Annotated in this window: 18 protein-coding genes and 1 other RNA gene; all 19 read right to left on the reverse strand. The window is 32.9% G+C overall.

Annotated elements, in window-relative coordinates; genetic code table 11:
* Nucleotides 1-497: 497 nt before the first annotated feature.
* Nucleotides 498-2,933 (reverse strand): NYN domain-containing protein, encoded by a 2,436-nt coding sequence (locus CLCY_RS10975; protein ID WP_082141799.1) that lies wholly within the window; start codon nucleotides 2,931-2,933, stop codon nucleotides 498-500.
* Between the two features lie 385 nt (nucleotides 2,934-3,318).
* The gene (locus CLCY_RS10980) at nucleotides 3,319-6,252 is read right to left on the reverse strand and encodes a tetratricopeptide repeat protein (RefSeq protein ID WP_048571196.1); all 2,934 of its coding nucleotides are present in this window, start codon (nucleotides 6,250-6,252) and stop codon (nucleotides 3,319-3,321) included.
* Entirely contained in the window at nucleotides 6,239-6,406 is a 168-nt protein-coding gene (locus CLCY_RS13815) for a hypothetical protein (protein ID WP_161797127.1), read from the reverse strand. Before CLCY_RS13815 ends, CLCY_RS10980 begins: the two co-directional genes overlap by 14 nt.
* Before the next feature lie 549 nt (nucleotides 6,407-6,955).
* The gene (locus tag CLCY_RS10985) at nucleotides 6,956-7,297 is read right to left on the reverse strand and encodes a hypothetical protein (RefSeq protein ID WP_048571197.1); all 342 of its coding nucleotides are present in this window, start codon (nucleotides 7,295-7,297) and stop codon (nucleotides 6,956-6,958) included.
* Between the two features lie 77 nt (nucleotides 7,298-7,374).
* Nucleotides 7,375-10,155: a TrlF family AAA-like ATPase gene (locus CLCY_RS10990; protein WP_048571198.1), complete on the reverse strand. Its 2,781-nt coding sequence runs from the start codon at nucleotides 10,153-10,155 to the stop codon at nucleotides 7,375-7,377.
* 222 nt (nucleotides 10,156-10,377) lie between these two features.
* Nucleotides 10,378-10,695: a hypothetical protein gene (locus CLCY_RS10995; RefSeq protein WP_053083318.1), complete on the reverse strand. Its 318-nt coding sequence runs from the start codon at nucleotides 10,693-10,695 to the stop codon at nucleotides 10,378-10,380.
* A 581-nt stretch (nucleotides 10,696-11,276) separates the two neighbouring features.
* Nucleotides 11,277-11,608: a transfer-messenger RNA gene (gene ssrA, locus CLCY_RS13535) on the reverse strand.
* A 42-nt stretch (nucleotides 11,609-11,650) separates the two neighbouring features.
* Complete coding sequence (smpB, locus tag CLCY_RS11000; protein WP_048571199.1) at nucleotides 11,651-12,109, reverse strand: SsrA-binding protein SmpB; 459 nt, start codon at nucleotides 12,107-12,109, stop codon at nucleotides 11,651-11,653.
* Nucleotides 12,110-12,275: 166 nt separating this feature from the next.
* Nucleotides 12,276-14,411: a ribonuclease R gene (rnr, locus tag CLCY_RS11005; protein WP_048571200.1), complete on the reverse strand. Its 2,136-nt coding sequence runs from the start codon at nucleotides 14,409-14,411 to the stop codon at nucleotides 12,276-12,278.
* 178 nt (nucleotides 14,412-14,589) lie between these two features.
* Nucleotides 14,590-14,838: a preprotein translocase subunit SecG gene (gene secG, locus CLCY_RS11010; protein ID WP_048571201.1), complete on the reverse strand. Its 249-nt coding sequence runs from the start codon at nucleotides 14,836-14,838 to the stop codon at nucleotides 14,590-14,592.
* A gap of 141 nt (nucleotides 14,839-14,979) precedes the next feature.
* Complete coding sequence (gene eno / locus CLCY_RS11015) at nucleotides 14,980-16,275, reverse strand: phosphopyruvate hydratase (RefSeq protein ID WP_048571202.1); 1,296 nt, start codon at nucleotides 16,273-16,275, stop codon at nucleotides 14,980-14,982.
* A gap of 21 nt (nucleotides 16,276-16,296) precedes the next feature.
* Nucleotides 16,297-17,829, reverse strand: coding sequence for a 2,3-bisphosphoglycerate-independent phosphoglycerate mutase (gene gpmI / locus CLCY_RS11020; protein WP_048571203.1), 1,533 nt, complete (start codon nucleotides 17,827-17,829; stop codon nucleotides 16,297-16,299).
* A gap of 11 nt (nucleotides 17,830-17,840) precedes the next feature.
* Nucleotides 17,841-18,587, reverse strand: coding sequence for a triose-phosphate isomerase (gene tpiA, locus CLCY_RS11025; RefSeq protein ID WP_048571204.1), 747 nt, complete (start codon nucleotides 18,585-18,587; stop codon nucleotides 17,841-17,843).
* 12 nt (nucleotides 18,588-18,599) lie between these two features.
* On the reverse strand, nucleotides 18,600-19,793 hold the full coding sequence (locus tag CLCY_RS11030) for a phosphoglycerate kinase (protein WP_278336157.1): 1,194 nt from the start codon (nucleotides 19,791-19,793) through the stop codon (nucleotides 18,600-18,602).
* Nucleotides 19,794-19,867: 74 nt separating this feature from the next.
* Nucleotides 19,868-20,878: a type I glyceraldehyde-3-phosphate dehydrogenase gene (gene gap / locus CLCY_RS11035; protein WP_048571206.1), complete on the reverse strand. Its 1,011-nt coding sequence runs from the start codon at nucleotides 20,876-20,878 to the stop codon at nucleotides 19,868-19,870.
* A gap of 361 nt (nucleotides 20,879-21,239) precedes the next feature.
* Entirely contained in the window at nucleotides 21,240-21,920 is a 681-nt protein-coding gene (locus CLCY_RS11040; RefSeq protein WP_048571207.1) for a DUF554 domain-containing protein, read from the reverse strand.
* A 202-nt stretch (nucleotides 21,921-22,122) separates the two neighbouring features.
* Nucleotides 22,123-23,448, reverse strand: coding sequence for a DUF4179 domain-containing protein (locus CLCY_RS11045; RefSeq protein WP_048571208.1), 1,326 nt, complete (start codon nucleotides 23,446-23,448; stop codon nucleotides 22,123-22,125).
* Entirely contained in the window at nucleotides 23,435-24,010 is a 576-nt protein-coding gene (locus tag CLCY_RS11050) for a sigma-70 family RNA polymerase sigma factor (RefSeq protein WP_048571209.1), read from the reverse strand. Before CLCY_RS11050 ends, CLCY_RS11045 begins: the two co-directional genes overlap by 14 nt.
* A 234-nt stretch (nucleotides 24,011-24,244) precedes the next feature.
* Nucleotides 24,245-25,411, reverse strand: coding sequence for a glycine/sarcosine/betaine reductase complex component C subunit alpha (gene grdD / locus CLCY_RS11055; RefSeq protein ID WP_048571210.1), 1,167 nt, complete (start codon nucleotides 25,409-25,411; stop codon nucleotides 24,245-24,247).
* Nucleotides 25,412-25,418: the final 7 nt, after the last annotated feature.

A 25,418-nucleotide genomic window follows, 5' to 3' on the forward strand; every position in this document is an offset into this window, starting at 1 on the left:
AATACTTTGAGGTGATAAAATTATCTCTAATATTAGATTACTTATAAAATACAAAGACATTTTTTAAACAAGTTATTTATATATATTTATAGATTTTTGACTTTATTCAATAGTATTCGTCATATACTACCAGTTCTCCTATGAACTTCTTATGCTTTCACATAAGCGTAGACTATATCATTACCTATTTCTAGGTATCCCCCACTTCCACTATCATTATTGACTTATAGTGTACTTCCCTTCGGAATAGTCGTTGAAGTTTATTCATATCCATTGGACTTAGAATCTTACCTGCTGATTGCCTATTATTTAAAGCACTTAGGATTTAACCTTATGCTATCTTAGTACTTTTTTCTGCTTTCGCAACATTCAAGCTTATCTTTTCAGATTACTTTGTAGTGTACTAAGCTTTAAGGGTTTCCAGCAATTCAAGGGATTTTGGATGGCCATTGCCACCACTCCATGCTCTTTATGAACATGGGAGGCTGTTGACAATTTTAATATCTATAAAAATCTATATGTTTTATTAGATTTTTATAGATATTTTGTAACTGTTCGGTTACCTCTTTAGTAAATACCATATGTATATTGTGATAGTCCACTATTTCCTCACGATGACCCTCAACACGGTAAGCATCAAAAACAACAACAATTTCTTTATTGTGAAAACCTTTATAATCACTTAGGATATCAAGTAATTTTATTCTGGCACCATCCATATTATCCTCTGCCAGTTCACTTAACTCTGGCCATGCAAAGATAATATTATAACCATCCACAAGAAGATATTCTTCTTTATTTGTATAATCTCTAGAAACAAAGTTTGATGTAACAGGTTTGTAATAAGCTGCCCTAGCTGGCTTATAACTTTTCCATGCAGATTTCCTTCCCTGGTTGGCATAGTAGGTTTGATTGATTATCTTATCAATCTCATCAGGGCTAATGAAACTCTCTTCTGTATATGCAGCTTGTTTTTGCATTCCTGAGCAGGATAACTCTTCTTTTTTATCAAAATAACTTTCTAAATGCATGTAATCCTTCACATTATTCCATTCAACAATAAAACCTGAACCTTGGGCACAGAATACAGAACTAGCCGTATTTCCAATGTCTCTTTCAGGATCATATGCTATGCGCTCTATGACATCCTCAGAATTATGACAGGGCTCATATCCTTTTAAACTGCAAAAGAGCCTGCCAGTACCTTTGGTATAAGCAATCACTTCTTTTTGATAATTTCTCATACCACTAACTGGGGCACTTCCAACTAAAACTGCGGTTTCACCGTCTGAATGAGCTATTTCGCAGGTACCATGAATTTTGTCAACATCAGTCATGGCTCTTCCTAACATTTTCTCAGGCAATTCAAGCTGAAAGGAGTAGTAAGGCTCCAACAAAACAGATTTAGCCTCCATTAAGCCCTGACGTACTGCACGCCAGGTGGCCTCTCTAAAGTCACCGCCTTCAGTATGCTTATTGTGTGCTCTGCCAGAGACTAAAGTGATTTTCATATCAGTAATCTCCGAACCTGTTAAAACTCCTTTATGAACTTTTTCTTCAAGATGGTGTATAACTAAGTTCTGCCAACTCTTGCCTAGTATATCTTCACTGCATTTAGTTTCAAACACTAAACCGCTTCCTATCTCGCCTGGCTCCAATAAAAGGTGAACCTCAGCATAATGCCTAAGGGGTTCAAAATGCCCTACTCCCTCAACTATATTTGCAATTGTTTCCTTATATACAATTCCTCCTGCATCAAAGGATACATCAACATCAAAACGGCTTTGTATCATGTTCTGAAGGATTTCGATCTGAACCTCACCCATAATACGAACCTGAATCTCCTGCAACTGCTCATCCCACACAATATTAAGTTCTGGGTCCTCCTCTTCAATCTGACGTAGTTTAGGAATCATTGCTCTTGGGTCGCATCCCTCGGGCAGTATCATCTGATAGGACAATACAGGTTCAAGCACCGGAGCATTTGAAGCTTCCTCTACCCCTAGGCCTTCTCCTGGTCTGGCCTGACTTAGCCCTGTAACTGCACATATAGAGCCCGCTTCTATCTCACTTATTGCTTCAAATTTATTTCCAGAATATATGCGTATCTGATTTATTTTCTCTTCCCAGCCATGATTGGATAGAACATCCTTTACCTTTAGCTTTCCACCGGTAACCTTCAAGTGAGTAAGGCGATTTCCCTGGTCATCCCTGGTTACTTTGAATATCTTAGCCCCAAATTCATCTGGATAAGAAGGTATTATAGTATAATCAACAATAACTTGTATCAATTGCTCAATGCCTTCCAATCTTAAAGCTGACCCGAAAATACATGGAAATACCTTTCTACCCTTAATAGCTTCCCTAATCTGAACAGTTTCAATATGTTCTGTTTCCAGAAAGGTTTCCATCATGCTTTCATCACACATGGCCAGCTGATCGTAAAAGCCTTCTGTCTTTACCTGTTCAAATTCAACACATCCGTCATTTAGTTTCTTTTTCAATTCTTCTATTAACCTATCCTTATCCGTGCCACTTTGATCCATCTTGTTCACAAAAATAAAAGTAGGAATCTCATACAGTTCCAGAAGCCTCCAGAGAGTCCTTGTGTGTCCCTGAACACCATCTGCACCATTTATAACTAGTATGGCATAATCTAATACCTGCAGTGTCCTCTCCATTTCAGCGGAAAAATCCACATGTCCTGGAGTATCCAGCAAGGTTATCTGATACCCATTGGTTTCAAATATTGCCTGCTTGGAAAAAATAGTGATACCCCTTGCCCGCTCCAGCTCATAGGTATCCAAATATGCATCTTTATTATCTACTCTTCCTAATTTTCTAATCTTACCACTCATATAGAGCATACCCTCTGACAAGGTTGTCTTGCCCGAATCAACATGAGCTAATATTCCAATGACTATTTTTTTCATATCTATTTCAAATCCTTTATCTTTTCTTCTGTTTTGGATGTTTATTTAACATAGATCTCAAAATAACAATTGTCTATTAATATTTTTACAATAAAATTATATCTCAAAACAAAGGAAATTGCATTACATTAGTAAAAACCCTTGATTTTTGGTATAAGAAAAGAACCTTGATTTTTTAAGGTTCTAACTGTGTTTTCTTATCAGCTCATTCTTAACCACTCAAAAATTTCTAAAAACAGCGAAACCTACTAAAATCAGTAGGTTTGCATTGTATCAAAATCTTAGTTCTTATTTGGTAGAGACGACTCGTGACTGGCTTAATCCACTAAAACTTTAATATTATTAGTAGTATATTTGAAGTTATTGTAGAAGTCTTTAAACATTGCTAAGATTTATTTTTTCTAGCATCAATAATTAAAGTGTCTCCTATGTTGTAGGTTATCAAATTTATATCTTTCAAGACTTGACTCATTCGCTTTCTATCTAGCCTACTCACAACTTCACCAGTATAGTTACTATATTCCGTGGTAAAATTGTAATATTCATTTTCCACAAACATTTTCAACTCTATATGTTCATTATCTAATTCTAGACTTTCATGGAATGCTTTACCTAAGTATTCCATTGCTTTAATAATATTACCGTTATCCCCCAATGTTTTGTAGATTAAAAACAAATTCTCAGTAATTATTGCATTATTCCTTCCTTTATTGCTCTTATTAATTGTATGAGCTTTGTTTAACTTATCAAGCGCCTTGTTATAATTAGAACTTTTATAATATATGTATCCCATTTTCATGTAGCACCATGATACCTCGATACTCTTTTCTCCAAAAGTACTTGAACTAGAAGACAATAGCTCCTTGCAAAAGTTAATAGCATCACTATATTCTTCAAGATCAATTAGTGCGTCAATTACAATTCTAGTCTTTTCTATAGTAAGTTTAGAATTATTCCCATATATATCTTTATATTTCTTAATAGCTTCTTTATAATTCTGTATTGCATCACCTTTATTACCAACCTTTTCATGCGCAATTGCAAGATTGAACTCACTATCAATGATGATAGGATGCATTGGTTCATATAGCTTTTTTCTTAAATGATAGGCTTCGTTAATATTTATTATATACTTATCTTCTCTCTTTCTCTTAAGTGCAATATATGCTTTTAATTCTAATGTATCTGCATATAGCTTATTTTCTGTCCCATAATGCTTAATTACTAAAGGTTCTATCTTATCTATCAAATTTTCCAGTTGATCTATCTCGTTAAGATTAAGTAGACATATCCCTAGATTAATCTTTTTTACTAGTAATTCTTTGTGTGATTTAGGATAAAATGATTCATCAATACTTATTGCTTCCATATATAAATTATATTCTTCATTATGTTCTCCCAATGAACTTAAAAGAACAGCCTTATTGTTTATAGCTTTTGAATAATGTAGACTTTTCTTAGTATAGATCTTTTCTGCTAAACTAATAGCCTCATCAATATGAGATCGTGCTTCTTCATATTGCCCACTTTTAGTTTCTAAATCACAAATATTACATAAAATTGTTATTTTGGATTTTTCCATATCATCGAACTTTTCTAATTCTTTAAGACTTTTCTTTAGATATATAATAGCCTGAAAGTAATCTCCTCTTTTTTTGAATAAGTTCGCAATATTATTTAATATTATAGAAACATTTCTTTCATCGTTATCCGCTCTTAATCTATCCAATGTTCCTAGATAAATATCTTGAGCCTTATCATCTTCTCCTAATTCTATCATAATACCTGCAAGAAGTACTGAAGCCATATTTAAATGATTATTTTCACTATCACCATAGTGATTAAATATGTCATATGCTTTTTGAGCATATGACATGGCTTTTTCTGTTTGCAAAAGTAATTTAAAAGCAATTGCTCCTTTATATAAAAGCTCTGCAATAAGTCTTTTTTCTTGCAGGCAATCTCCATATATTGTTATATTATCCACTAAAGCTTCAAAATGAGAAATTAGACTAAAACTATCTATAATTTTTACTTCATCTAAAAAATTATTTGGGAAGATGTTACAAAAAAGCTTTAAGGCTAGTAACATAGTCTCATTATTTTCATTAGTATCTCTTAAAATAGCTTTTATTGATTCTATTATTAAACAATGTATAGATATATTGGACTTAGATAATTCTATTAATGAATACTTATTCAAGTTAGCAAGTGCATTATTTAAATTTAAAATATCTACATTTGTATCTAACACTTCTTCTAAGATAGTAATCTTGTTTTCAACGATTCTTCTTGGGAGACTGTCTGGAGATAAAAAAGCAAATATATACATCAAATTCTTGCTAAGATTATTCTCTTTTGATATAGCATCTAGTCCAATTTGTCCTACAGATTTTATTGTATATTCATAATCTTTACTTGGTTCTCCACTTTCTAATACATCCATCTTATACTTATTATATAGTTCTACATAGTCCCTAAAGCCTATTTTGTTATATTCAATATATGATGCAGCTTGTACTAGTGCTATTGGCAAATTTCCTAGTAAATTCCCGACAATCTTAGCCCATTCTCTATCTTCTAATTGAGTTCTTTCTAATAAAAAATCTATCGCTGTTTCTTCGTCAAACGGATTAATTTTCATAGGAGGTGTAAGTTCATTCCAATTAGAATTTTTTGATGTAATAATTATACTTAGCATATTATCATACTCGATAGGCAAGTAATCATATATCATTTTATAATCAATTGCATCATCAAATATAAGCAATACTCGTTCTGTATCTAATACTTTGAAAATAACCTCTTGTATAATAGTATCCACAGTTTTATTTTCATAGCCTAGCTTTAGATATTTAGCTAACTCCAAGAAGCTTTTAAGAATTTCCTCTTTTGAGCTACACTTTATCCATGCAACTAACTTATAATGTTGCTTATTATCAATAGCATACTTTAATGCAAGTCTCGACTTTCCTACCCCGGGTAGTCCAGTTATTACTTGAATTTTATTCTTCAATAACCTATCTTTCAAGTCCCATAGTTCATTATCTCTTCCACAGCATTTCATATTTCTTATCTGCGGTACAAAAAAGATTTGTTCATCATTTGAAGTATCTTGGTTGATAGAACTTCCATATATATATTTTTCTATATATATTCCATTGTTTATATTTATTTGCCTGTGATTTTCTTGTGTTCCAAAATTACAATTTTCAACAGTGTTAAAATTACTATCCTCAAAGTTTATAACTTTTTTATTATTAATTCTCCCAAATAAGTTTCCAATAATATGTCTAAATAAATATTTATTTTCTCTCATTCTGATCACCAAAATTATTATCTTTGATAATATTAAAGTTACTCTTATTTAAATTAATTACTTTTTTATTATTAAATCGCTTTGCAGAATAAATAATAGTAATTAATATCCCAGCTACTCCTAGTATTACCCCTATTAACAAGCTTGTATCCACAGTCATCCCTCCATTTGTTTTTGTTGCATTTCAAATCTTTTTCTAAGCTATATATTACCATAACTTGTTTGGGCTTTAATACTACTTGATTTATATAGTCAGATAAGTATGTAATATCGTCCTTAGGTAAATTCAACATCGTGACAAGAGGACTAATCATGATATCTAACGTTTTCAAAACTAGCATTTTTGCAAATTAAATTATGTATATTGGTTTGATAATTATATTTATCTTAAAATCCCTTATATTTCACTGGAGAAGCAGGCAAATTAAATCTTACTAACCTTTTTTAAATTTCTTCCATTCTCTTTATCTTTTGTTTCATTTTTCTTCTTTTTTACCTCTCCCCATATATGCCTTCAAAACAAAAATACACTATAACTCAATATGGTAATTATACCACATTTATACATAATATTATATTTTTCATATAAAAAACCCACGACATTTTTGTCGTGGGTTTCAATGGTGGAGGCGAAGCGCGACCTTTAAAACCCACCAAAATTAAATTTATAGATAACTATAAACAAAATTACATATATAAATTCCTACTTATAGCTTGAAGTTTCTATTTTAATAATTCGATTAAGTTTTTCATAAGTATCCATATGAATCCCCCAACTAGATTTTTCATTAATTTGGTGTACCTTACAGCTATCAACAAAATCTCTAGTTAGCTGTACAAACAAATTGTATATTTCCTCTTCCTTTTTACAACTCTTTTTACATGCAATATAAAACAACTCTTGGAAAAGATTCAAGCTTTCGTATCTTTTATATAAAGTAACCTTCTCCTCTATTCTTTTATAATCCATATTTAAAATTTTATCTATTATTTCTTTTTTACTCAGATTAATTTTTGTACTAACATTTTTCTTTATATCATCCATATAAAATATCCTCCAATTTTGTCTTTATATATTATATGGATGATAAAATATATTTATTATTAAAGTTTTTCTCCTACTTATTCCGTATACTTCTTACTCCTCTTTTCAAATGCAGGCATAGTACCCTCTAGAACGTCTACAATATACTTTCTCATTTCTGAAGCTTCCATACTATTATAAGTATATTTAAGATGTAATTCTTCTTTATTCATACTACTATAAATAATTTGTTCTGAATCACATGCCACTGCTATATTAGGGTTATGGGTAACTATAATAATCTGCCTCTGAGCTTTTGCTCTAATTATATATTTCACTAATCTATCAAAAATAGATTGGTTATCTAAATTATCTTCTGGCTGATCTATTATTAAAGGGCAATTTTCCTTATCCAATAATAAATAGAATATTAATAATAATAATCCTCTTTCACCTGGAGATAATTTACTTAATAATTTATCCCCTAATTTTAGTTGATAATTTGTTTTTATATAATCTAATCCATAAAGATTGTTAAAAAATTCTGCCTTATCTAAAAACACTTTATCGTAATCTGATGATGAATTTTTTAATTCATCTTCTATTTTTTTTAAAGAATCAAATACGCTATCAAATTCATCTATTTTTATTGTTTCTACTAATAAAGATAAATTTTCCTTAGCCTGTTCTTTTCCTCTAAATATACTTTTTACATTTTGATTAATATGATTAAACAACTTTCTTTCCATATTATTACTATCTAAATAAAAATTAATCTCTATTTTAGGCTTTTCTGATTCTTTTATATCAAGTTCACTTATTGCGCTATTTATATATGAATACTTTTGTGCATATTTTTCTACAATACTCTTTTTTAACAAATAAACTTCTTTGCATATCAACTTCCTTGATTCATATAGCTCATTTAGTTTTATAGGAATATCTTCTTCTAATACTCTAAGTTCTTCCCTTATTTTAGTAATATTCTCAGAGACTTTAGCAACTTTTTCTCTCCATTTTATTAAATCCTGTAAATAATTTTGATAATTCACCTCTGCTAATGATAATTTACTTGTTATTTGGGTAATTCTTTGCTGTGTCTCTTTTAACTTGAGCACTAATGTACCATCTTTCTTATCATTTTCAATAGTACTTATTTCTAACTTTATACTATTTATCCCACTTTCAACTTGTTTCTTTAAAGATAGTAAATCTTCACAATTTACGTCTACCTTGCATGCAACTATTTCTTTTACTCCATTACTTAGCAAATTATTATTTAATTTATCGAACCATTCTTCTACACTATTCTTTGCTTTTTCAATTTGTTCTAAAGTACTTTCTATCAAATGTTGTTTTTTACTCAAATTGTCTAAATCTTGCTTTTTAATTTCAAATTGCTTTTTTAAATCCTCCATTTGAACATTAAGCATATTTAATGTTTCTTCTACTTGAGTGTCTATATTAGGCTTTACAACATCTATAGGTTTATTATTTGCTTCCTGTTCCAGTTGCTTTTGATAATCATTTAACTTTTCATTCAAAATTCGCTTTTCACCAAGTGAACTCTTATTTTCCTTCTCTATAATTTGAGCATTTATTTCCTTTAACTTTACTTGCTTGGAATCAATATCTTTAACTACATTACTTGTTAAGTATTCCATTAAGTGAAATAAAGAATCCATACCTAGTTTTTCCTCTTGTGGTAAATAGTCAAAAATAAGTCTTTCTATCTCATCATTAAAACCATCCTTTAAATCATTACATACGTATTCAATATATTGTTGAGGTAAATATTTGACTTTCTCTACTAATAATGTATTATCAGTAGGAAATAATAACTTCTCCTCTTCAATTCCATTCTTCCATTTGAGTACTACACCATAATTTTTACCTAAATAATCTGGTTTTTGATTAAACTTTTCAGTACTTAAAAAAGAAAATTTATTATTATGAGTATTTCCTGCATGTCCAATTATATCTGCTAATGCACTTTTACCATTACCTTTGTTACCGATAATTGTAACTAAGTCATAATTTAGTGGTATTTCATCATCAAACCACTTATCTGAAGGTGTTATTCCTTTAATTTTAATGCTATCTATAAATTTATGACTATTATCATTAACAATTTTCTTCTTAGGAGGAATGTCTCCTACAAAAAATCGTAACTCTGGTTCTTTAATTGCTTGCAGCAATCCCTCAAATGACGCATCTGCCTTTATCCATAAGTTCTCTTTCAATTGATAATTCCTAGGATCATGGTTATCGGAACAAATTATCATTGGCTTTCTTCTAACAGTTTTAAAAACGAATTTATTATAGTTATCTATATCATTTATCTTTCCCATTTCAAAAACATCTGCATATTCTGCAATTTCAGCTTTAATAGCCATATTAACTTCTAGAGAATTTGTTATACCATCATCAATTCCTTTATCTTTTTTACCAGCATGAACACTAACAATGCCATTATTAGTCCTAGCAAATTCAACAATATCTTTGTAGTCCCAGTAAATGCTATCATGGTTATCCTTATTTCTTGCTTTATCATCTTTCATGATTACACTAAATCTGGTTGAAAGCTTATCCAAATCCTGATTAGAAAAAATTAAAATTACATGTAAATTTGAAGTTCCTTTATCACACCTTAGTTCTACTCCCGGTAAAATAGTAATTTCTGGTGCTAACAATTGTAGTTTTTTTATTCTTTCAGCATCAATTAAAAAATGATCTGTAATAGCAACAACCGCTAATTCCTTTTCTCTCCAAGACTTTACTAATAATTCATCACAATCATCTGTTTTATATTTATAATCATATGATGATGCTGTATGAACATGCAAATCCCATTTTCTCCATTCTGACCCTCTACTCATATATGTATCACCTCATTATGTTAATCTGATAATATAATTATACATCAATCTCCTCCTTTTTTACATATTTAAACAAAATATTGAATAATTTTATTGTATTGAAAATAAAATCCAAATAACCAATTTTAAACGACAGCAAAATAAAATATATTTTGTACATTAAAGACAACTTTAGCGTAGTTTACAATGCATTATTACTATAATTCTTAAATAAAGTATTCATTAATAAACCTTAATATAGAAGCTATTACTATATCTTTCAAATAAACCATGCCTATCAATTTTACTTAAAATCTCTACACCTTGACAATTTTTCAGCATATTAAAAGACACATTGAAGATTACTTCAATGTGTTCTTTATGCACTACTACTTCTTTTACGAAGTCCTGTATAAACTTTTTACATTCTAGTATGTTTCTACTTATTACATAACCCTTGAAGTTATTTAATAACATTCTTACATCTGCTCCGGTTACCATTTGAGCTATATCATCTGATTTTAGTTTGGATTGCTTAAACTCTAACTCAGACTTTTGCATTTGTGCATATTTATCAAAAAATATTTATTTTTGTATATCTCATTATAATACTAAAATTCGCATAATGGAATCATTGAATGAACATCGAATAGTATTTTAAGTTTCATCGTCACTTAAGTTTATATATAAATGGATGTAGTTTTCCTAAAAAGTCAGTATACTCCAATTACTTTAATATACCAGCATACTCAAATAGTAAAAACCTCCGTTACTTTTGATACGGCTCACTCTGAATAATTCTATAATTAAACATAGGGAAAAAACCCTCGATTAATCTAATTAGTCGAGGGTTTCATGGTGGAGGCGAGGGGACATGTTCTTCCACTATCTCTAATGGCACTGACTATATCTTTAGCTCCAAAATATTTACTTGTAGCTACTTGGCGTATTATAGAAGTATAATATAGTTTTTACCTTCTATCCTAGTATCTCATATCATAAGATTTAGAGACCTATAAGTCGATAAGGAGCTGTTAGGTTTCCCTACATACCCCTCGGTATTGCCGGTAGCATTACCTACTACGGTTTCACCGATAAAGCCAAGTTTTCACTTATGAATTACTTCATAAGGCGACTCTTTTCAAATCGAACCCCTGTCCGAAAGCATAAAAACTTAAGCATCTCCGAGTGCAGTTCTTGTTTTGAGATTCCCCCTATCTATCGCCCAAGAACAGGCTATAGATTTCGGTAGCTTCATAAATTCCGTTCCTATCTCAAAGCTTTGACAGGCGCGTTTCCCCACTTATTTGACACCCTGGTCCTAAGCTGTGGGAAGCCTAGGCAGGATGAGCTGCAACTAGGCAGCTAATGCGTAATTTTCGTTTTTTGCGTTTATATTTAAGTTCCCAGTTTTTAACGAGGTACAGGTCCTCGACTCGCTTCCTAAGCTCCTACTACCCCCGTCGAATGCCTTGACGCCCCCATGTATATATGAATCAGCTATGCTGATTACATGCTAAAACTTTTCTCTAAGAGATCTTTCGATATCTCTCTTGGCGTCTTTCTTAGCTAAATCCTGACGTTTGTCGTAAAGCTTCTTACCCTTAGCTACTGCTATCTTAACCTTTACTAGTCCACGCACTTCATATAGTGCTAGTGGTACAAGTGTTAGGCCTTCTTGGGTTAAATTCTGTTCAAGCTTTCTTATTTCACTTTTATGAAGAAGAAGCTTTCTAGTTCTTAATGGGTCTTTATTAAATATATTACCCTTTTCATATGGACTTATGTGTAGGTTATTAAGAAAAACCTCTCCATTCTTCACTGTAGCATAGCTGTCCTTAAGATTGGCTTTGCCAAGTTTCACAGACTTAACTTCAGTTCCAAATAGTTCTATGCCTGCTTCATATGTTTCCTCTATGAAGTATTCATGTCTTGCTTTTCTATTTTCAGCAAGTGTATTACTCTTACCTTTCATTACATCACCTACAATCCTTACGTAGTAACTTATTATAAACTTTTTTTACTCTTTTGTCAATCACCTGTAAGGATTTCAAAAGAATTGAGACTTATTTAATTGGAGTTCGTAGAGGATATCTCTATCCCCTACTTCTCCAAATGTTAGTGTATCCCTAAAACTTATACTACTCTTCTACAGTCTCTTTTACAAGTGAGAAATCAATGGATCTAGTCTCTACGTCTACCTTAGATACCTTAACCTTTAGCTTTTGGCCTAATTTGTATGTTTTCTTAGTAGCTTCTCCCATGATTAGGTGCTTGCTTTCATCATATATATAGTAATCATCTGATAAATGACTTATATGGACAAGCCCCTCTATAGTGTTTTCAAGTTCGACGAAAATACCAAAGCTAGTAACTGATGATATGATTCCATCATATACCTCACCAATTCTATCTAGCATATATTCAGCCTTCTTTAGGTCATCTGTTTCTCTTTCAGCCTCTTGAGCTAGTCTTTCCATTTCACTTGACTGCTTAGATGCATCTACAACGAATTTCTTAAGCTTTGATTCCTTCTTAGTATCTATTTCACCATGTAGGAACCACTTTATTATTCTATGAATAACAAGGTCAGGGTAACGTCTTATCGGTGAAGTAAAGTGGCAGTAATACTTAGCTGCAAGTCCATAGTGACCTATACACTCTTCAAAGTACTTAGCTTTCTTAAGTGACCTTAGTAGAAGTGTTGATACTACTTGCTCTTCATCTTTACCCTTAACCTCTTCTAGAATCTTTTGTAGTGACTTTGGATGAACTTCCTTACCTGGTCTTAGATAATATCCAAGGTTATATATAAATTCACCAAATGCTAGAAGCTTCTCATCATTTGGCTTCTCATGTATTCTATATACAAATGGAAGTCCAGTCCAGAACATGTACTCTGCTATAGTCTCATTACATACAAGCATAAACTCTTCTATGATTCTGTTTGCTATTTCTCTTTCATATGGTTTAATGTCTATTGGTTTGCCTTCTTCATCAAGGATAATCTTACACTCTTCAAAATCGAAGTCAATTGCCCCACGACCCATACGCTTCTTATTAAGAATCTCACATAATTCCTTCATCATATTAAATTCTTCAAGTAGGTAATCATATCTTTCCTTAAGTTCTGGATCATCATCTCTAAGAATCTTAGTTACGTCTGTATATGTCATTCTCTCTGATGTCTTAATAACACTTTCGAATACTTCATGTTCAAGTACTCTACCATTCTCGTCTATGATCATCATACAAGTCATAGTAAGTCTATCTACTCTTGGATTAAGTGAACATATTCCATTAGAAAGCTTTCTTGGTAGCATAGGTATAACTCTATCAACTAGGTATATACTTGTAGCACGATTATATGCTTCCTTATCAAGTACGTTATTTTCTCTAACATAATGTGATACGTCTGCTATATGAACTCCAAGCTTGAATCTTCCACCACTTAATCTTTCTATAGATATAGCGTCATCAAGGTCCTTCGCGTCTTCTCCGTCAATAGTAACTATCTTAAGGTCTCTAAGGTCACGTCTTCCCTTGTAATCCTCTGCTGGAATCTGCTCTGGAATATTCTCAGCATACTCTTCAACCTTCTTCGGGAATTCCTCAGGTAGATTATACTTTTTAATAATAGATATAATGTCTACTCCTAAGTCGTCTTTATGACCTAGAATCTCAACTACCTTACCCTCAGGGTTACGTCTATTCTCAGGCCATACTGTAATTTCAGCTACTACCTTCTCTCCAGTTTTTGCACCTTGGATGTTGTTCTTAGATATGAATATATCTTGATATATTCTTTTGTCATCTGGTACAACAAATCCAAAATAACCGCTTTTTTCGAATGTTCCAACTACTTTAGTGTTAGCTCTTTTTACTATTCTAACGATTTCTCCTTCAGTTCTCTTTCCTGTTTCCGAAGCATCACGAACTACCTTCGCTATAACTTCATCCCCATTCATAGCACCGTTCATGTTCTCAAGTGGTATGAATAAATCATCTGCTTCTTCACTATCTGGAATAACGAAACCAAATCCCTTTGCATTTCCTTGTAGCTTACCTCTTATAAGGCCTAGTCTATCTGGTGAGGCATACTTTTCCTTTCTTGTCTTTATAACAAGTCCCTCTGCCTCCATTGAATCTAAAATCTCAATAAACATAGGCATATCTTTCTTTCCAATATCAAATATAAGGGCAATTTCCTGTGCCTTAAGTGGCTTATATGCCTCTTCTCTCATAAATGCAATTATTTGTTCTTTAATTTTACTCATTTATATCACCTCGAATATAGCAAGCTATATATTTATAAAACTCAATCTAGTTTATTCTATATTATTATTCTTATACCTTTATACATACTTTATACATATTTAATATATAAATAATAAAAGTATATACAAAAACTCCTACCTAATAGTATAAAACTAAAGATAGGAGTATACTTCAAGACTATAGATTTGCAACATATGATAATCCTATAGTTGTTATAACAAATAAGATGGTAAGGAATATTGTTAGCTTTTCCATTTTACCTTCATAGGTTCTTCCTTTGTTCTTACTAAAGAAATTATCACTATCTCCTCCGCCACTTCCGCCTAGTGCTGCGCCTAGTCCGGCTTGCTTAGCTGGTTGAGCAAGTATTACTATTGCTAATGCAATACATATAATTATATGTATAACTGTTATTGCTGTACTCAAAATTTCCACCTCCTAGCCTAAAGTTTCCAATAAAATAATTGTAGCACATATAACTTTAAATTCCAACTTTTATAATGATAAATAATTGTAAAAAAGGCTGATAACCCAAAAGTTATCAGCCTCTGTTTTTAATGAAATAAATTACTTCTTTAGGTTGTAGAATGCATCATGTCCTGCATACTTTGCTACAGAACCTAGTTCTTCTTCTATTCTAAGAAGTTGGTTGTACTTAGCAACTCTGTCTGTTCTAGCTGGTGCACCAGTCTTGATTTGACCAGCGTTCATAGCAACAACTAAATCAGCGATAGTTGTATCTTCACTTTCACCTGATCTATGTGAAACTACAGCAGTGTACTTAGCTGTTTTAGCTAGTTCAATTGCTTCTATTGTTTCAGTTAGTGTTCCTATTTGGTTAAGCTTTATAAGAATTGAGTTAGCTGTGTGAGTATCAATTCCCTTTTCAAGTCTCTTAGTGTTAGTAACGAATAGGTCGTCTCCAACTAATTGGATCTTTGATCCTAGCTTTTCAGTTAGAAGCTTCCATCCTTCCCAATCCTCTTCATCTAGACCATCTTCTAGTGAGATTATTGGGTACTTATCAGCAAGGTCTGCCCAGAAGTCAACCATTTCAGCAGCTGAAAGAACTCTTCCTTCTCCTTCTAGGTGGTACTTACCATCTTTGTATAGCTCAGTTGCAGCAGCATCGATTGCTATCTTAACTTCTTCGCCTGGCTTGTATCCAGCCTTTTCTATAGCTTCAAGAATAACAGTGATAGCTTCTTCGTTTGACTTAAGGTTTGGAGCGAATCCACCTTCGTCACCGATAGCTGTGTTATATCCCTTGTCTGATAGAGTCTTTTTAAGTGAGTGGTATATTTCAGCACACATTCTTAGAGCTTCTCTAAAGCTTTCTGCTCCAACTGGCATAACCATGAATTCTTGGATATCTACATTGTTATCAGCGTGCTTTCCACCGTTTAGTATGTTCATCATTGGAGTTGGTAGAGTCTTAGCATTAACCCCCCCAATGTATTGGTATAGTGGAAGTCCTAGTGACTTTGCAGCAGCTCTAGCTACAGCTAGTGATACACCAAGTATAGCGTTTGCTCCTAGCTTACCCTTGTTTTCTGTTCCATCTAGCCATAGTAGAGTTTCGTCTACTAGAGTTTGGTCGAATGCATTCATTCCAATTAGTTCTTCAGCTATAATTGTGTTTACGTTATCAACAGCCTTAAGAACTCCCTTTCCAAGGTATCTGTCCTTGTCCTCATCTCTTAATTCAACAGCTTCAAATGCTCCTGTTGATGCTCCTGATGGAACTATAGCGTAATCGCTTGTTCCGTCAGCTAGAACAACTTCAACTTCTACAGTTGGGTTAGCTCTTGAGTCTAGTACTTCTCTTCCTATAACGTCGATTATCTCAACATATCTTTTCATTGTTATTCCTCCTTAAATTCTTTAGTTAGTTAAAAGGCTTTCACCTGTCATTTCCACTGGAACATCAAGCTCCATAAAGTTTAGTATAGTTGGAGCTATATCTGAGATTTTACCATCTTCACGAAGGTGTACATCTCCCTCTCCTATTACTACAAATGGAACCTTATTTATTGTATGTGCAGTAAATGCTTCCCCGTTTTCAGGGTCAATCATTTGCTCTGCGTTTCCATGGTCAGCTGTTATATATACAGCACCGCCATTTTGAAGTATAGCTTCTACTATTTTACCTGTACATTCATCAACTGTCTCTACAGCCTTTATAGCCGCATCTAAATCTCCAGTGTGGCCTACCATGTCAGGATTAGCAAAGTTAAGTAAAATAAAGTCATATATACCCTCTGATATTTCCTTAAGCACTCTTTCAGTAACCTCACCAGCACTCATTTCAGGTTGCATATCGTAGGTAGCAACCTTTGGAGATGGTACTAGTATTCTATCTTCTCCTTGATATGGAGTTTCAACTCCGCCATTGAAGAAGAATGTAACATGGGCGTATTTTTCTGTTTCTGCAATTCTTAGCTGTCTTTTTCCCTTTTTACTTAAGGTTTCCCCTAGAGTGTTTTCGATATTCTCTGGTTTATATGCTATATTTAAATTCTTAAATGACTTATCATATTGGGTCATAGATACAAAGTAAGTTTCTATGTAATCGGATTTAAATCCATCAAAGTTTCTTTCAGTAAGAGCTCTTGTTATCTCTCTTGCTCTATCTGGTCTAAAGTTAAAGAATATAACAGAATCTTTATTACTTATAGACGCTACTGGAGAACCGTCCTTAACAATTACTGATGGAACTACAAACTCATCTAGAACCTTATCTTTATATGAGCTTTCGATAGCCTTAGCTGCTGAGTCAAAGGTAGGTCCCTCTGACTTCACCATAGCATCATATGCCTTTTGTACTCTTTCCCATCTATTGTCTCTATCCATTGCATAGTATCTGCCTGAAATAGTTGCAATAGAGCCTACTCCGACTTCCTTAATATATGATTCAAGAGACTCTACATATTCAAGGGCACTTTGAGGTGGTACATCTCTACCATCTAAGAACCCATGAACATATACCTTAGTTAATCCCTCTTCTTTGCATAGCTTAAGTAAAGCCTTTAGATGGTCAATGTGGCTATGAACTCCTCCATCTGATAGTAATCCCATTAGATGAATAGATGAGTTATTTCTTCTTGAGTAATCTATTGCCTTAAGAAGTGCTTCGTTTTTAAAGAAGCCACCTTCACTTATTTCTTTATTTATTCTTGTAAGTTCTTGATAAATTACTCTTCCAGCACCTATGTTTAAGTGTCCAACCTCAGAGTTCCCCATTTGTCCCTCTGGAAGTCCTACGCTTAGACCACTAGCATTTAGAAATGTTTTAGGATATGTATTAAAGTATTTATCAAGATTAGGCTTTTTTGCATCTACAACTGCATTTCCTTTTTCCTCGTTTCTTATTCCATATCCGTCTAGAATAAGAAGCATTTTAGTGGCTTTCTTCATTTGTTTCCTCCTTAGAAGTTAACAATACCTGAGAAATCTTCCGCCTTAAGTGCTGCACCACCAACTAGTGCACCATCTATATCACTTTGAGCCATTTGCTCTTTAATTGTTGATGGCTTAACACTTCCACCGTATTGAATACGTACAGCATCAGATGCTACTTCTCCATAAAGAGACTTAACTTCTTCTCTTATAAACTTAATTACGTCATTTGCATCCTCTGAAGTTGCAGTTTTTCCTGTTCCTATAGCCCAAATTGGTTCATATGCTATAACCATTGATGCAACCTTTTCTGATGTTAGTCCATTAAGTCCAGCTTTGATTTGTCCTGATATCTTTGACTTAGTATTTCCCGCTTCCTTTTCTTCTAGCGTTTCTCCAACACATAGTATAGGAATTAGATCATAATCAAATGATACTTGAACCTTCTTATTAATAAGGCTGTCATCTTCCTTAAAGTATTCTCTTCTTTCACTATGTCCAAGGATAACGTACTTAACTCCCATTTCCTTAAGCATAAGTGGAGAAATTTCCCCAGTAAATGCACCACTTTCTTCAAAGTACATGTTTTGTGCACCAACTGCAATATTACTTCCCTTTACTTCTTCAAGCACTGGGTAAAGTGAAGTAAATGTTGGGCATACTATAACCTCACATGAAGCATCTTTTACAAGGGGCATAAGCTCTTTAACTAAACTTACTGCTTCAGCTGGTGTTTTGTGCATTTTCCAGTTTCCTGCTATAATTGGCTTTCTCATAGTTTCTTCCTCCTATTTGTCAGCTAGTGCTGCAACTCCTGGTAGTACTTTTCCTTCTAGGAATTCAAGTGATGCTCCACCACCTGTTGAGATGTGAGACATTTTATCAGCAAATCCAAGTTGTTCAACCGCTGCTGCTGAGTCTCCTCCACCAATAATAGTTGTTCCGCTAATTGAAGCTAGAACCTTAGCAACTTCCTTAGTACCTGCTGCGAATTTTTCCATTTCGAATACTCCCATAGGACCATTCCAGATAACTGTTTTAGCATCCTTTAGAGCACCTTCAAATTCTGAAATTGATTTAGGTCCTATATCTAGTCCCATAAACCCATCTTCTATATCTCCTTCAACAACCTTGCTATCAGCATCTGCCTTAAATTCTGTAGCTACAACGTGATCAACTGGAAGATATACCTTAACTCCCTTAGCTTCAGCCTTTTCAAGCATTTCCTTAGCATAGTCTACCTTTTCTTCTTCAACTAGAGAACTTCCGATTTTAACTCCCATAGCCTTTAGGAATGTATAAGCCATTCCTCCACCTATGATTAGTCTGTCTACTTTTTCAAGTAGGTTATTTATAACACCGATCTTATCTGAAACCTTAGCACCACCTAGAATAGCTACAAATGGCTTTTCTGGACTCATAAGTGCTCCACCGATAAATTCAAGTTCCTTTTCTATAAGGAATCCTGCTACAGCTGGTATAAACTTAGCTACACCTTCAGTTGATGAATGTGCTCTGTGAGCTGTACCAAATGCATCATTTACAAATATATCTGCAAGGTCTGCAAGCTTCTTTGCAAATTCAAGGTCATTTTTAGTTTCTGTCTTAACGAATCTAACGTTTTCAAGTAAAACAACATCACCACTGTTCATTTCACTTGTTGCCTTTATTGCGTTTTCTCCTACAACTTCTTCATCTGCTGCAAGAACAACTTCCTTTCCAAGTAGGCTGCTTAGTCTTTCAGCTACTGGCTTTAGGCTAAACTTAGCATCATATCCTTCCTTTGGTCTTCCAAGGTGAGACATAAGTATAACCTTTGCGTTATTATCTAAAAGGTATTTAATAGTATCTAGTGCTGATACTATTCTTCTATCATCTGTTATGTTGCCATCCTTATCTTGAGGTACGTTAAAGTCACATCTAACTATAACCTTCTTACCTGATACATCTATATCCTTAACTGTTTTCTTGTTCATTAATATCCCTCCAAGCTTATACGAAGTTAAAGTCCGGCCCTATAGCCTAAGCTTATAAAACCGGACATAAAGATCAATAATTACATTCTATCTACTACATAGTTAACAAGGTCAACTATTCTGCATGAGTAACCCCATTCGTTGTCATACCATGCAACAACCTTAACCATGTTTCCTTCCATAACCATAGTTGAAAGTCCATCTATTATTGAAGATCTTTCGTCACCTCTATAATCGATTGATACAAGTGGCTCTTCTGAGAATCCAAGAATTCCCTTTAGTGGGCCTTCAGCTGCTGCCTTAAGTGCTGCATTAACTTCTTCTGCACTTGTGCTCTTTGATACTTCAAATACTATATCAGTAACTGAAACTGTAGGAGTTGGTACTCTAAGCGCAAATCCGTTTAGTTTACCCTTTAGGTTTGGAAGAACCTTACCTACTGCCTTAGCAGCTCCTGTTGTAGTTGGTATTATTGATTCAGCTGCTGCTCTAGCTCTTCTTAGATCCTTGTGTGGAAGGTCTAGGATGTTTTGGTCGTTAGTGTAAGCATGGATAGTTGTCATAAGACCCTTAACTACACCAAAGTTTTCGTCTATAACCTTAGCAAATGGTGCTAAACAGTTAGTTGTACATGATGCGTTTGAGATTATGTTATGTTCAGCTGCTACGTAGTCTCCTTCGTTAACTCCAAGAACTACAGTAACATCTTCATCAGTAGCTGGTGCTGAGATTATAACCTTCTTAGCTCCTGCTTCAATATGTAGGGCAGCTTTTTCTCTCTTAGTGAATAGACCAGTACATTCCATAACGATGTCTACTCCAAGTTCCTTCCAAGGAAGGTTCTTAGGGTCTCTTTCAGCTAGAACCTTAACAGTTTTTCCGTTTACGATTAAATTTCCATCTTGAACTTCAACTGTTCCATCGAACTTCCCGAAACATGAATCATACTTTAGTAGATGTGCTATAGTGTTAACGTCTGTTAGATCGTTTATAGCAACTATTTCTATACCTTCTTTAAGATTCTTTTGAGCGATTTTGAAAGCGTTTCTTCCTATTCTTCCAAATCCATTAATGGCAACTTTAATACTCATGATAATACCTCCTAAAAGTTCATTAATATATATCAATTTTATTAATATGCTATACTAATATAATCGTAAAGTATATAACATTTGTCAAATTAACGAAGTGTTGTATAACAAAGTTATGTTAAATTATCTTTTTCTTTCATTTATCTTTATTAATTATCAAAGTTTTTCTTAAATGTATCAAAATAATACATCTATGTAGAATATTCTATATGTGCTACATTATATATTAATAATGTAATATCCTTTATAAGTAAATTATATATTTTTCTTATACACCAATATATCATTTTGATGAAAATTTTTCAATAATTATAATCATTTATAATATATTTTAGTATAATCCTATTAATGATTTAATTACCTAATTAAGTATTCCCTTAATAGTGAAAAATACTATAGGTATTAAAAGTGCAGGAAGTAAATTAAGTGTCTTTATCTTCTTTATATTCAAGATATTTAGTCCTGTAGTTATAAGAAGTATTCCACCTATAATGGATATCTCGTTAAGCATATCAGGTGTTATAATTGGTGATATAAACTGTGCAGACATAAATAAGGCTCCCTGCCAAAGAAATAATATTCCCGCTGTAATCACTATTCCTATACCAAAGTTCGCAGCAAATACTATAGATGTAAACCCATCTAGTATGGCGTTAGTAAATAGTAAGGTATTATCTCCCTTAAGTGCACTTTCAATAGGTCCTAGAATGGATAGTGTTCCTACACAAAATAATAATACTGTAGTTGTTATTCCCTCTAGTAGATTAGACTCCTTAAATCTAGCACCATAGCTATTCACCTTAGAGTCTAGGTCAATAACCTCACCTATATAGGCTCCTATAATCATACTAGCTACAAATAGCACAGAATACTTACTCTGAGGTATGCTTTTAGCTACCCATGAGATTCCAAGAGAAAGTGCAACAAGACCTGCACCTACCATTATATTATTCTGGTATTTTTCCTTCATTCCTCTTTTTAATGTTGAACCTATTATCGCTCCAATAATAATAGCCAAAACATTTACAAATGTCCCTAACATAATTATTCCCCCGTTTTTATCATATATGTAACTTCCATAGCATTGTATCTCAATAAAATTCTACATTAATATAATACTTAAAATTTAAATCATAATAACTATTATAAATTTATTGGAAAATAAACGCAAATTCAAGGGAACGTTGCACGAAAATATAGATGCTAAAAGCATTAAAAATACTTTCAACATCTATTCTTCAAATCTACTTCTTAAGATTTATTGTAAATGCCTTGTCTTCATACATTATGTGCCATTCATACATTTTATGAGCACCAAGCTTATATATCTTGCTTCTATCTAACCCACTAAAAACCTTCTCGAAGTTTTTCAAATCACCTCTAGAGACCTGATAATTAGTCAGCTTATCAGAATCCATCTCTTTATTATTAGGGTCTAGTAAAATAGGAGCCGCTGACACTGTAAGTGGATACTTACTATCTACTTCATAACTAATCTTAAGCTTATCTTTTTCAATCCATTCAGCCTTTTTGACAGTAAAGCTTCCATATTTCCCTTGGTCTATCTTTATAGGAAGTTTGTCTAAACTATATATTTCAAACCTAGGCTCATAATCCTCTTTAATCTTAAAAGGTACAAAAGTAAGACTCTTAGTGTCCTCTGAGAGTAAACCTGAGTAGTCCATAGTAATATTCCCATCCGAGGTGTGAACACCTTTAAAGTCAAGCTGATTTCCCTTATCATCAAATAATGTATAAGAATCCCTCCCATAACTACTTGTACACTTAACACCTACAGATAGTGGTGATGTAATAATCTTTTTAATAGTGATATTCTGATTTTTAACTGTTTTTATATTTTTATTAACTTTATACTCTTTAACTTTCTCCTTTATTTTATCGCTATTTACCTTAACACTAATATCCCAATTACCCTTTAACTTTCCTATATCCTTCATCTGAATATCCAAGTAAAAATCCCCCTTAGGTATAATACCTTCTGAATCCTTTACCCAATCACATCCATCATACCTATTTTCACTTATCATCTTTCCTTCTCTAGTAAGTCCTGAAAACTGCTTTCCATTTATACTAGGCCAAGAACCTATTTCACTAATATCCTTTAACTTATCCTTTAAACTAGCATCTGATATTATTGAATATGATACAACTAAGTGATTGCCATCTGATATTACTTCATTTATTACAAATTTTATTCCCTTATCAGTTACAGATGCATTAACCATACTCGTGTATTTATCATACTCTCCTACATCTCCTATTAGCTTTGCAAACGAAGCCACTATACTCTTTCCAATATTAGCGTATACCTTAACCCCTCCACTAGATAATAAAATGACATTTATAGCTATAAAAAGACCAAGTCCTATAGCTTTAAACCCTCTATACTTTGGCTTATTTCTTTTTATTTTATTATCTAATAGCTTTTTTATTCTCTTTGATGTAATTTCATCTATCTTATCCACATTATCAATGTCTGTGTCTTCTTCTATTTGATAATAGTTTAAAGCGTGGTATATGTATCCATCATTTTTACTATTTTTCTTCATAGCACTGCCTCCCTGTGATTTCTAACCATTTATTTTTTATTTCCCTTCGACCCCTAGACAATCGATTATCAATTACACTTCTAGCAATGCCTAGTGCCTTTGATATATCTTCTATTTTCTCGTTTAAGATATATCTTTTGATAAAAATCTGCCTATCAACATCACCCATCGAATCTATAATTTTCCTTAGTGAATCCACATCCTCTGCAATTACTATCTTATCCTCTATAGTTAACTCTTCAACTAGTTCATTTTCGTCAAGTTCTACATTAACATCCTTTGATTTAAGTTTTCTCTTATAATCAATAGCCTTATACCTGCTGACTGCTGAAAACCATGTTTTAAAGGATGTGATCTCTTCACTATACTTATCTATGTTGTTCCAAACCCCAACAAATATATCGCTTACACATTCCTCAACATCTTCCTTAGTGCCTATATCCCTTAAATTATCAAAGGCAATTTTATAGGCTAGGCCAAGGTATTTTTCATATAGATAATTTAAAGCCTTTTCGTTTTTTCTTTTCAACTCATTAATAAAGTTATTTGAGTCAATATTCACTTTACCGCCTCCTTTGAATAGCCCTTCACTAAACATATACGTCAAAGAAATGATGTTTCTATCATCATAAACCATTTTTTCTAATTACTTACATATGATTATACAAAAATAAACCTCAGAAGATAAACTTCTAAGGTTTACTTGTAGAGTATTATTTTTTATAAATTTTTATATGTATAAATAAAAAAGAAATGTCCCAAAATGACTTAAAAAATCATTTTGAGACACCTTTTATTATCCTATATATTCTTTTTCTTTAAGAATTTCTATAGCCTTATCCTTATCCTCAGTTGCTACTAGCACTATAGGACCAGTACATCCCATACCACTTTCAGCATATATACCTGCTTTCCAAAGCTCTTTAACAGAGTCTTCAAGGTCTAGTATATCAACCCCTGGGATGTCATTTGTTACTACCTTCTTTGTTGGTGCCACAACTTCATTTTCTGATGCTGCTGCTTTCTTATCTGAAGAAGTAATCTTTTCGCATAATTCCTTAAATCCTGCTTTATTTAAAGATGCAAATTCATTCTTAGATATATCGATTATATTATTTTGAGCACATGATGCGCAGTATCTAAGGGCTTCACAGATAACTGGAGCACCTGAAGCTCTAGATATAATATTAACTAGTCTATTATATCCTTCTCCAATTCCAGGTCCATATCCATATCCTGATGCTTCATAGCTTCCACCTGTTGTAAATGAACTGAACATCTTCATTAATATATTACCTGTTAATGAATCTGTTACCATAACATCTGGTGTTCCTGTTAATAGATCGTTTCCTCTCATAACAATTCCACCATCTGATCTCATTGACTCTGTAAATGAAATATCATAGCCATTAGACTTAAGCTCAGTAAGTGCTCTTTCAACTTGTCTTGCACCATCAACATTAAGAATACCAACCTTTGGATCTTTTATTCCTACTGATTTTGCAGCTATGATTCCGTAAATAGCGTTTTTAACCATACCCTCTACTCTATTAGTAGATGAAGTACCTGTTGTAGTTGCAATTATCATTTCGTGGCCAAGAGCTGGAGTTATAACTCTTCCTACAGTTGAAACACCTATAGGGAAGTTATAGTGCATTGTTACACATCCCTTTATTTCTTCTGAGTCTAAAAGACTTTCCATTTTCTCGTGAGCTTCCTTTTCTGAAGTCACTTCATAGGTAGTAAGTGAAGTGTTAGATTTTGGCCCTATGAGTACAACTTCAAAGTCATTATACTTATTTGTTGCCATTTCTGCAGCCTTAATTACTTCATCTAATCCATGTTCACTTCCTAAAGTAGTTAATCCAACCTTTACCTTAGGTGCAAAACTTCCGCTTTGAATAGCATCTGCAATTTCATTAAAAACGTCACCAATTAGTTTTTTTACATTATCCTTTGACATGGTACCA

This window comes from Clostridium cylindrosporum DSM 605, from assembly GCF_001047375.1.
Classification (GTDB): Bacteria; Bacillota; Clostridia; order Clostridiales; family Caloramatoraceae; genus Clostridium_AB; species Clostridium_AB cylindrosporum.

Bases quoted from the DNA above. Each gene is read 5' to 3' on its own strand.
- CLCY_RS10995 (WP_053083318.1), bottom strand. From the start codon at position 10,695: ATGCAAAAGTCTGAGTTAGAGTTTAAGCAATCCAAACTAAAATCAGAT.
- grdD (WP_048571210.1), bottom strand. From the start codon at position 25,411: ATGTCAAAGGATAATGTAAAAAAACTAATTGGTGACGTTTTTAATGAA.
- CLCY_RS11040 (WP_048571207.1), bottom strand. From the start codon at position 21,920: ATGTTAGGGACATTTGTAAATGTTTTGGCTATTATTATTGGAGCGATA.
- smpB (WP_048571199.1), bottom strand. From the start codon at position 12,109: ATGAAAGGTAAGAGTAATACACTTGCTGAAAATAGAAAAGCAAGACAT.
- tpiA (WP_048571204.1), bottom strand. From the start codon at position 18,587: ATGAGAAAGCCAATTATAGCAGGAAACTGGAAAATGCACAAAACACCA.
- eno (WP_048571202.1), bottom strand. From the start codon at position 16,275: ATGAAAAGATATGTTGAGATAATCGACGTTATAGGAAGAGAAGTACTA.
- gpmI (WP_048571203.1), bottom strand. From the start codon at position 17,829: ATGAAGAAAGCCACTAAAATGCTTCTTATTCTAGACGGATATGGAATA.
- CLCY_RS10980 (WP_048571196.1), bottom strand. From the start codon at position 6,252: ATGAGAGAAAATAAATATTTATTTAGACATATTATTGGAAACTTATTT.
- gap (WP_048571206.1), bottom strand. From the start codon at position 20,878: ATGAGTATTAAAGTTGCCATTAATGGATTTGGAAGAATAGGAAGAAAC.
- CLCY_RS10985 (WP_048571197.1), bottom strand. From the start codon at position 7,297: ATGGATGATATAAAGAAAAATGTTAGTACAAAAATTAATCTGAGTAAA.
- rnr (WP_048571200.1), bottom strand. From the start codon at position 14,411: ATGAGTAAAATTAAAGAACAAATAATTGCATTTATGAGAGAAGAGGCA.
- CLCY_RS10990 (WP_048571198.1), bottom strand. From the start codon at position 10,155: ATGAGTAGAGGGTCAGAATGGAGAAAATGGGATTTGCATGTTCATACA.
- CLCY_RS11045 (WP_048571208.1), bottom strand. From the start codon at position 23,448: ATGAAGAAAAATAGTAAAAATGATGGATACATATACCACGCTTTAAAC.
- CLCY_RS10975 (WP_082141799.1), bottom strand. From the start codon at position 2,933: ATGAAAAAAATAGTCATTGGAATATTAGCTCATGTTGATTCGGGCAAG.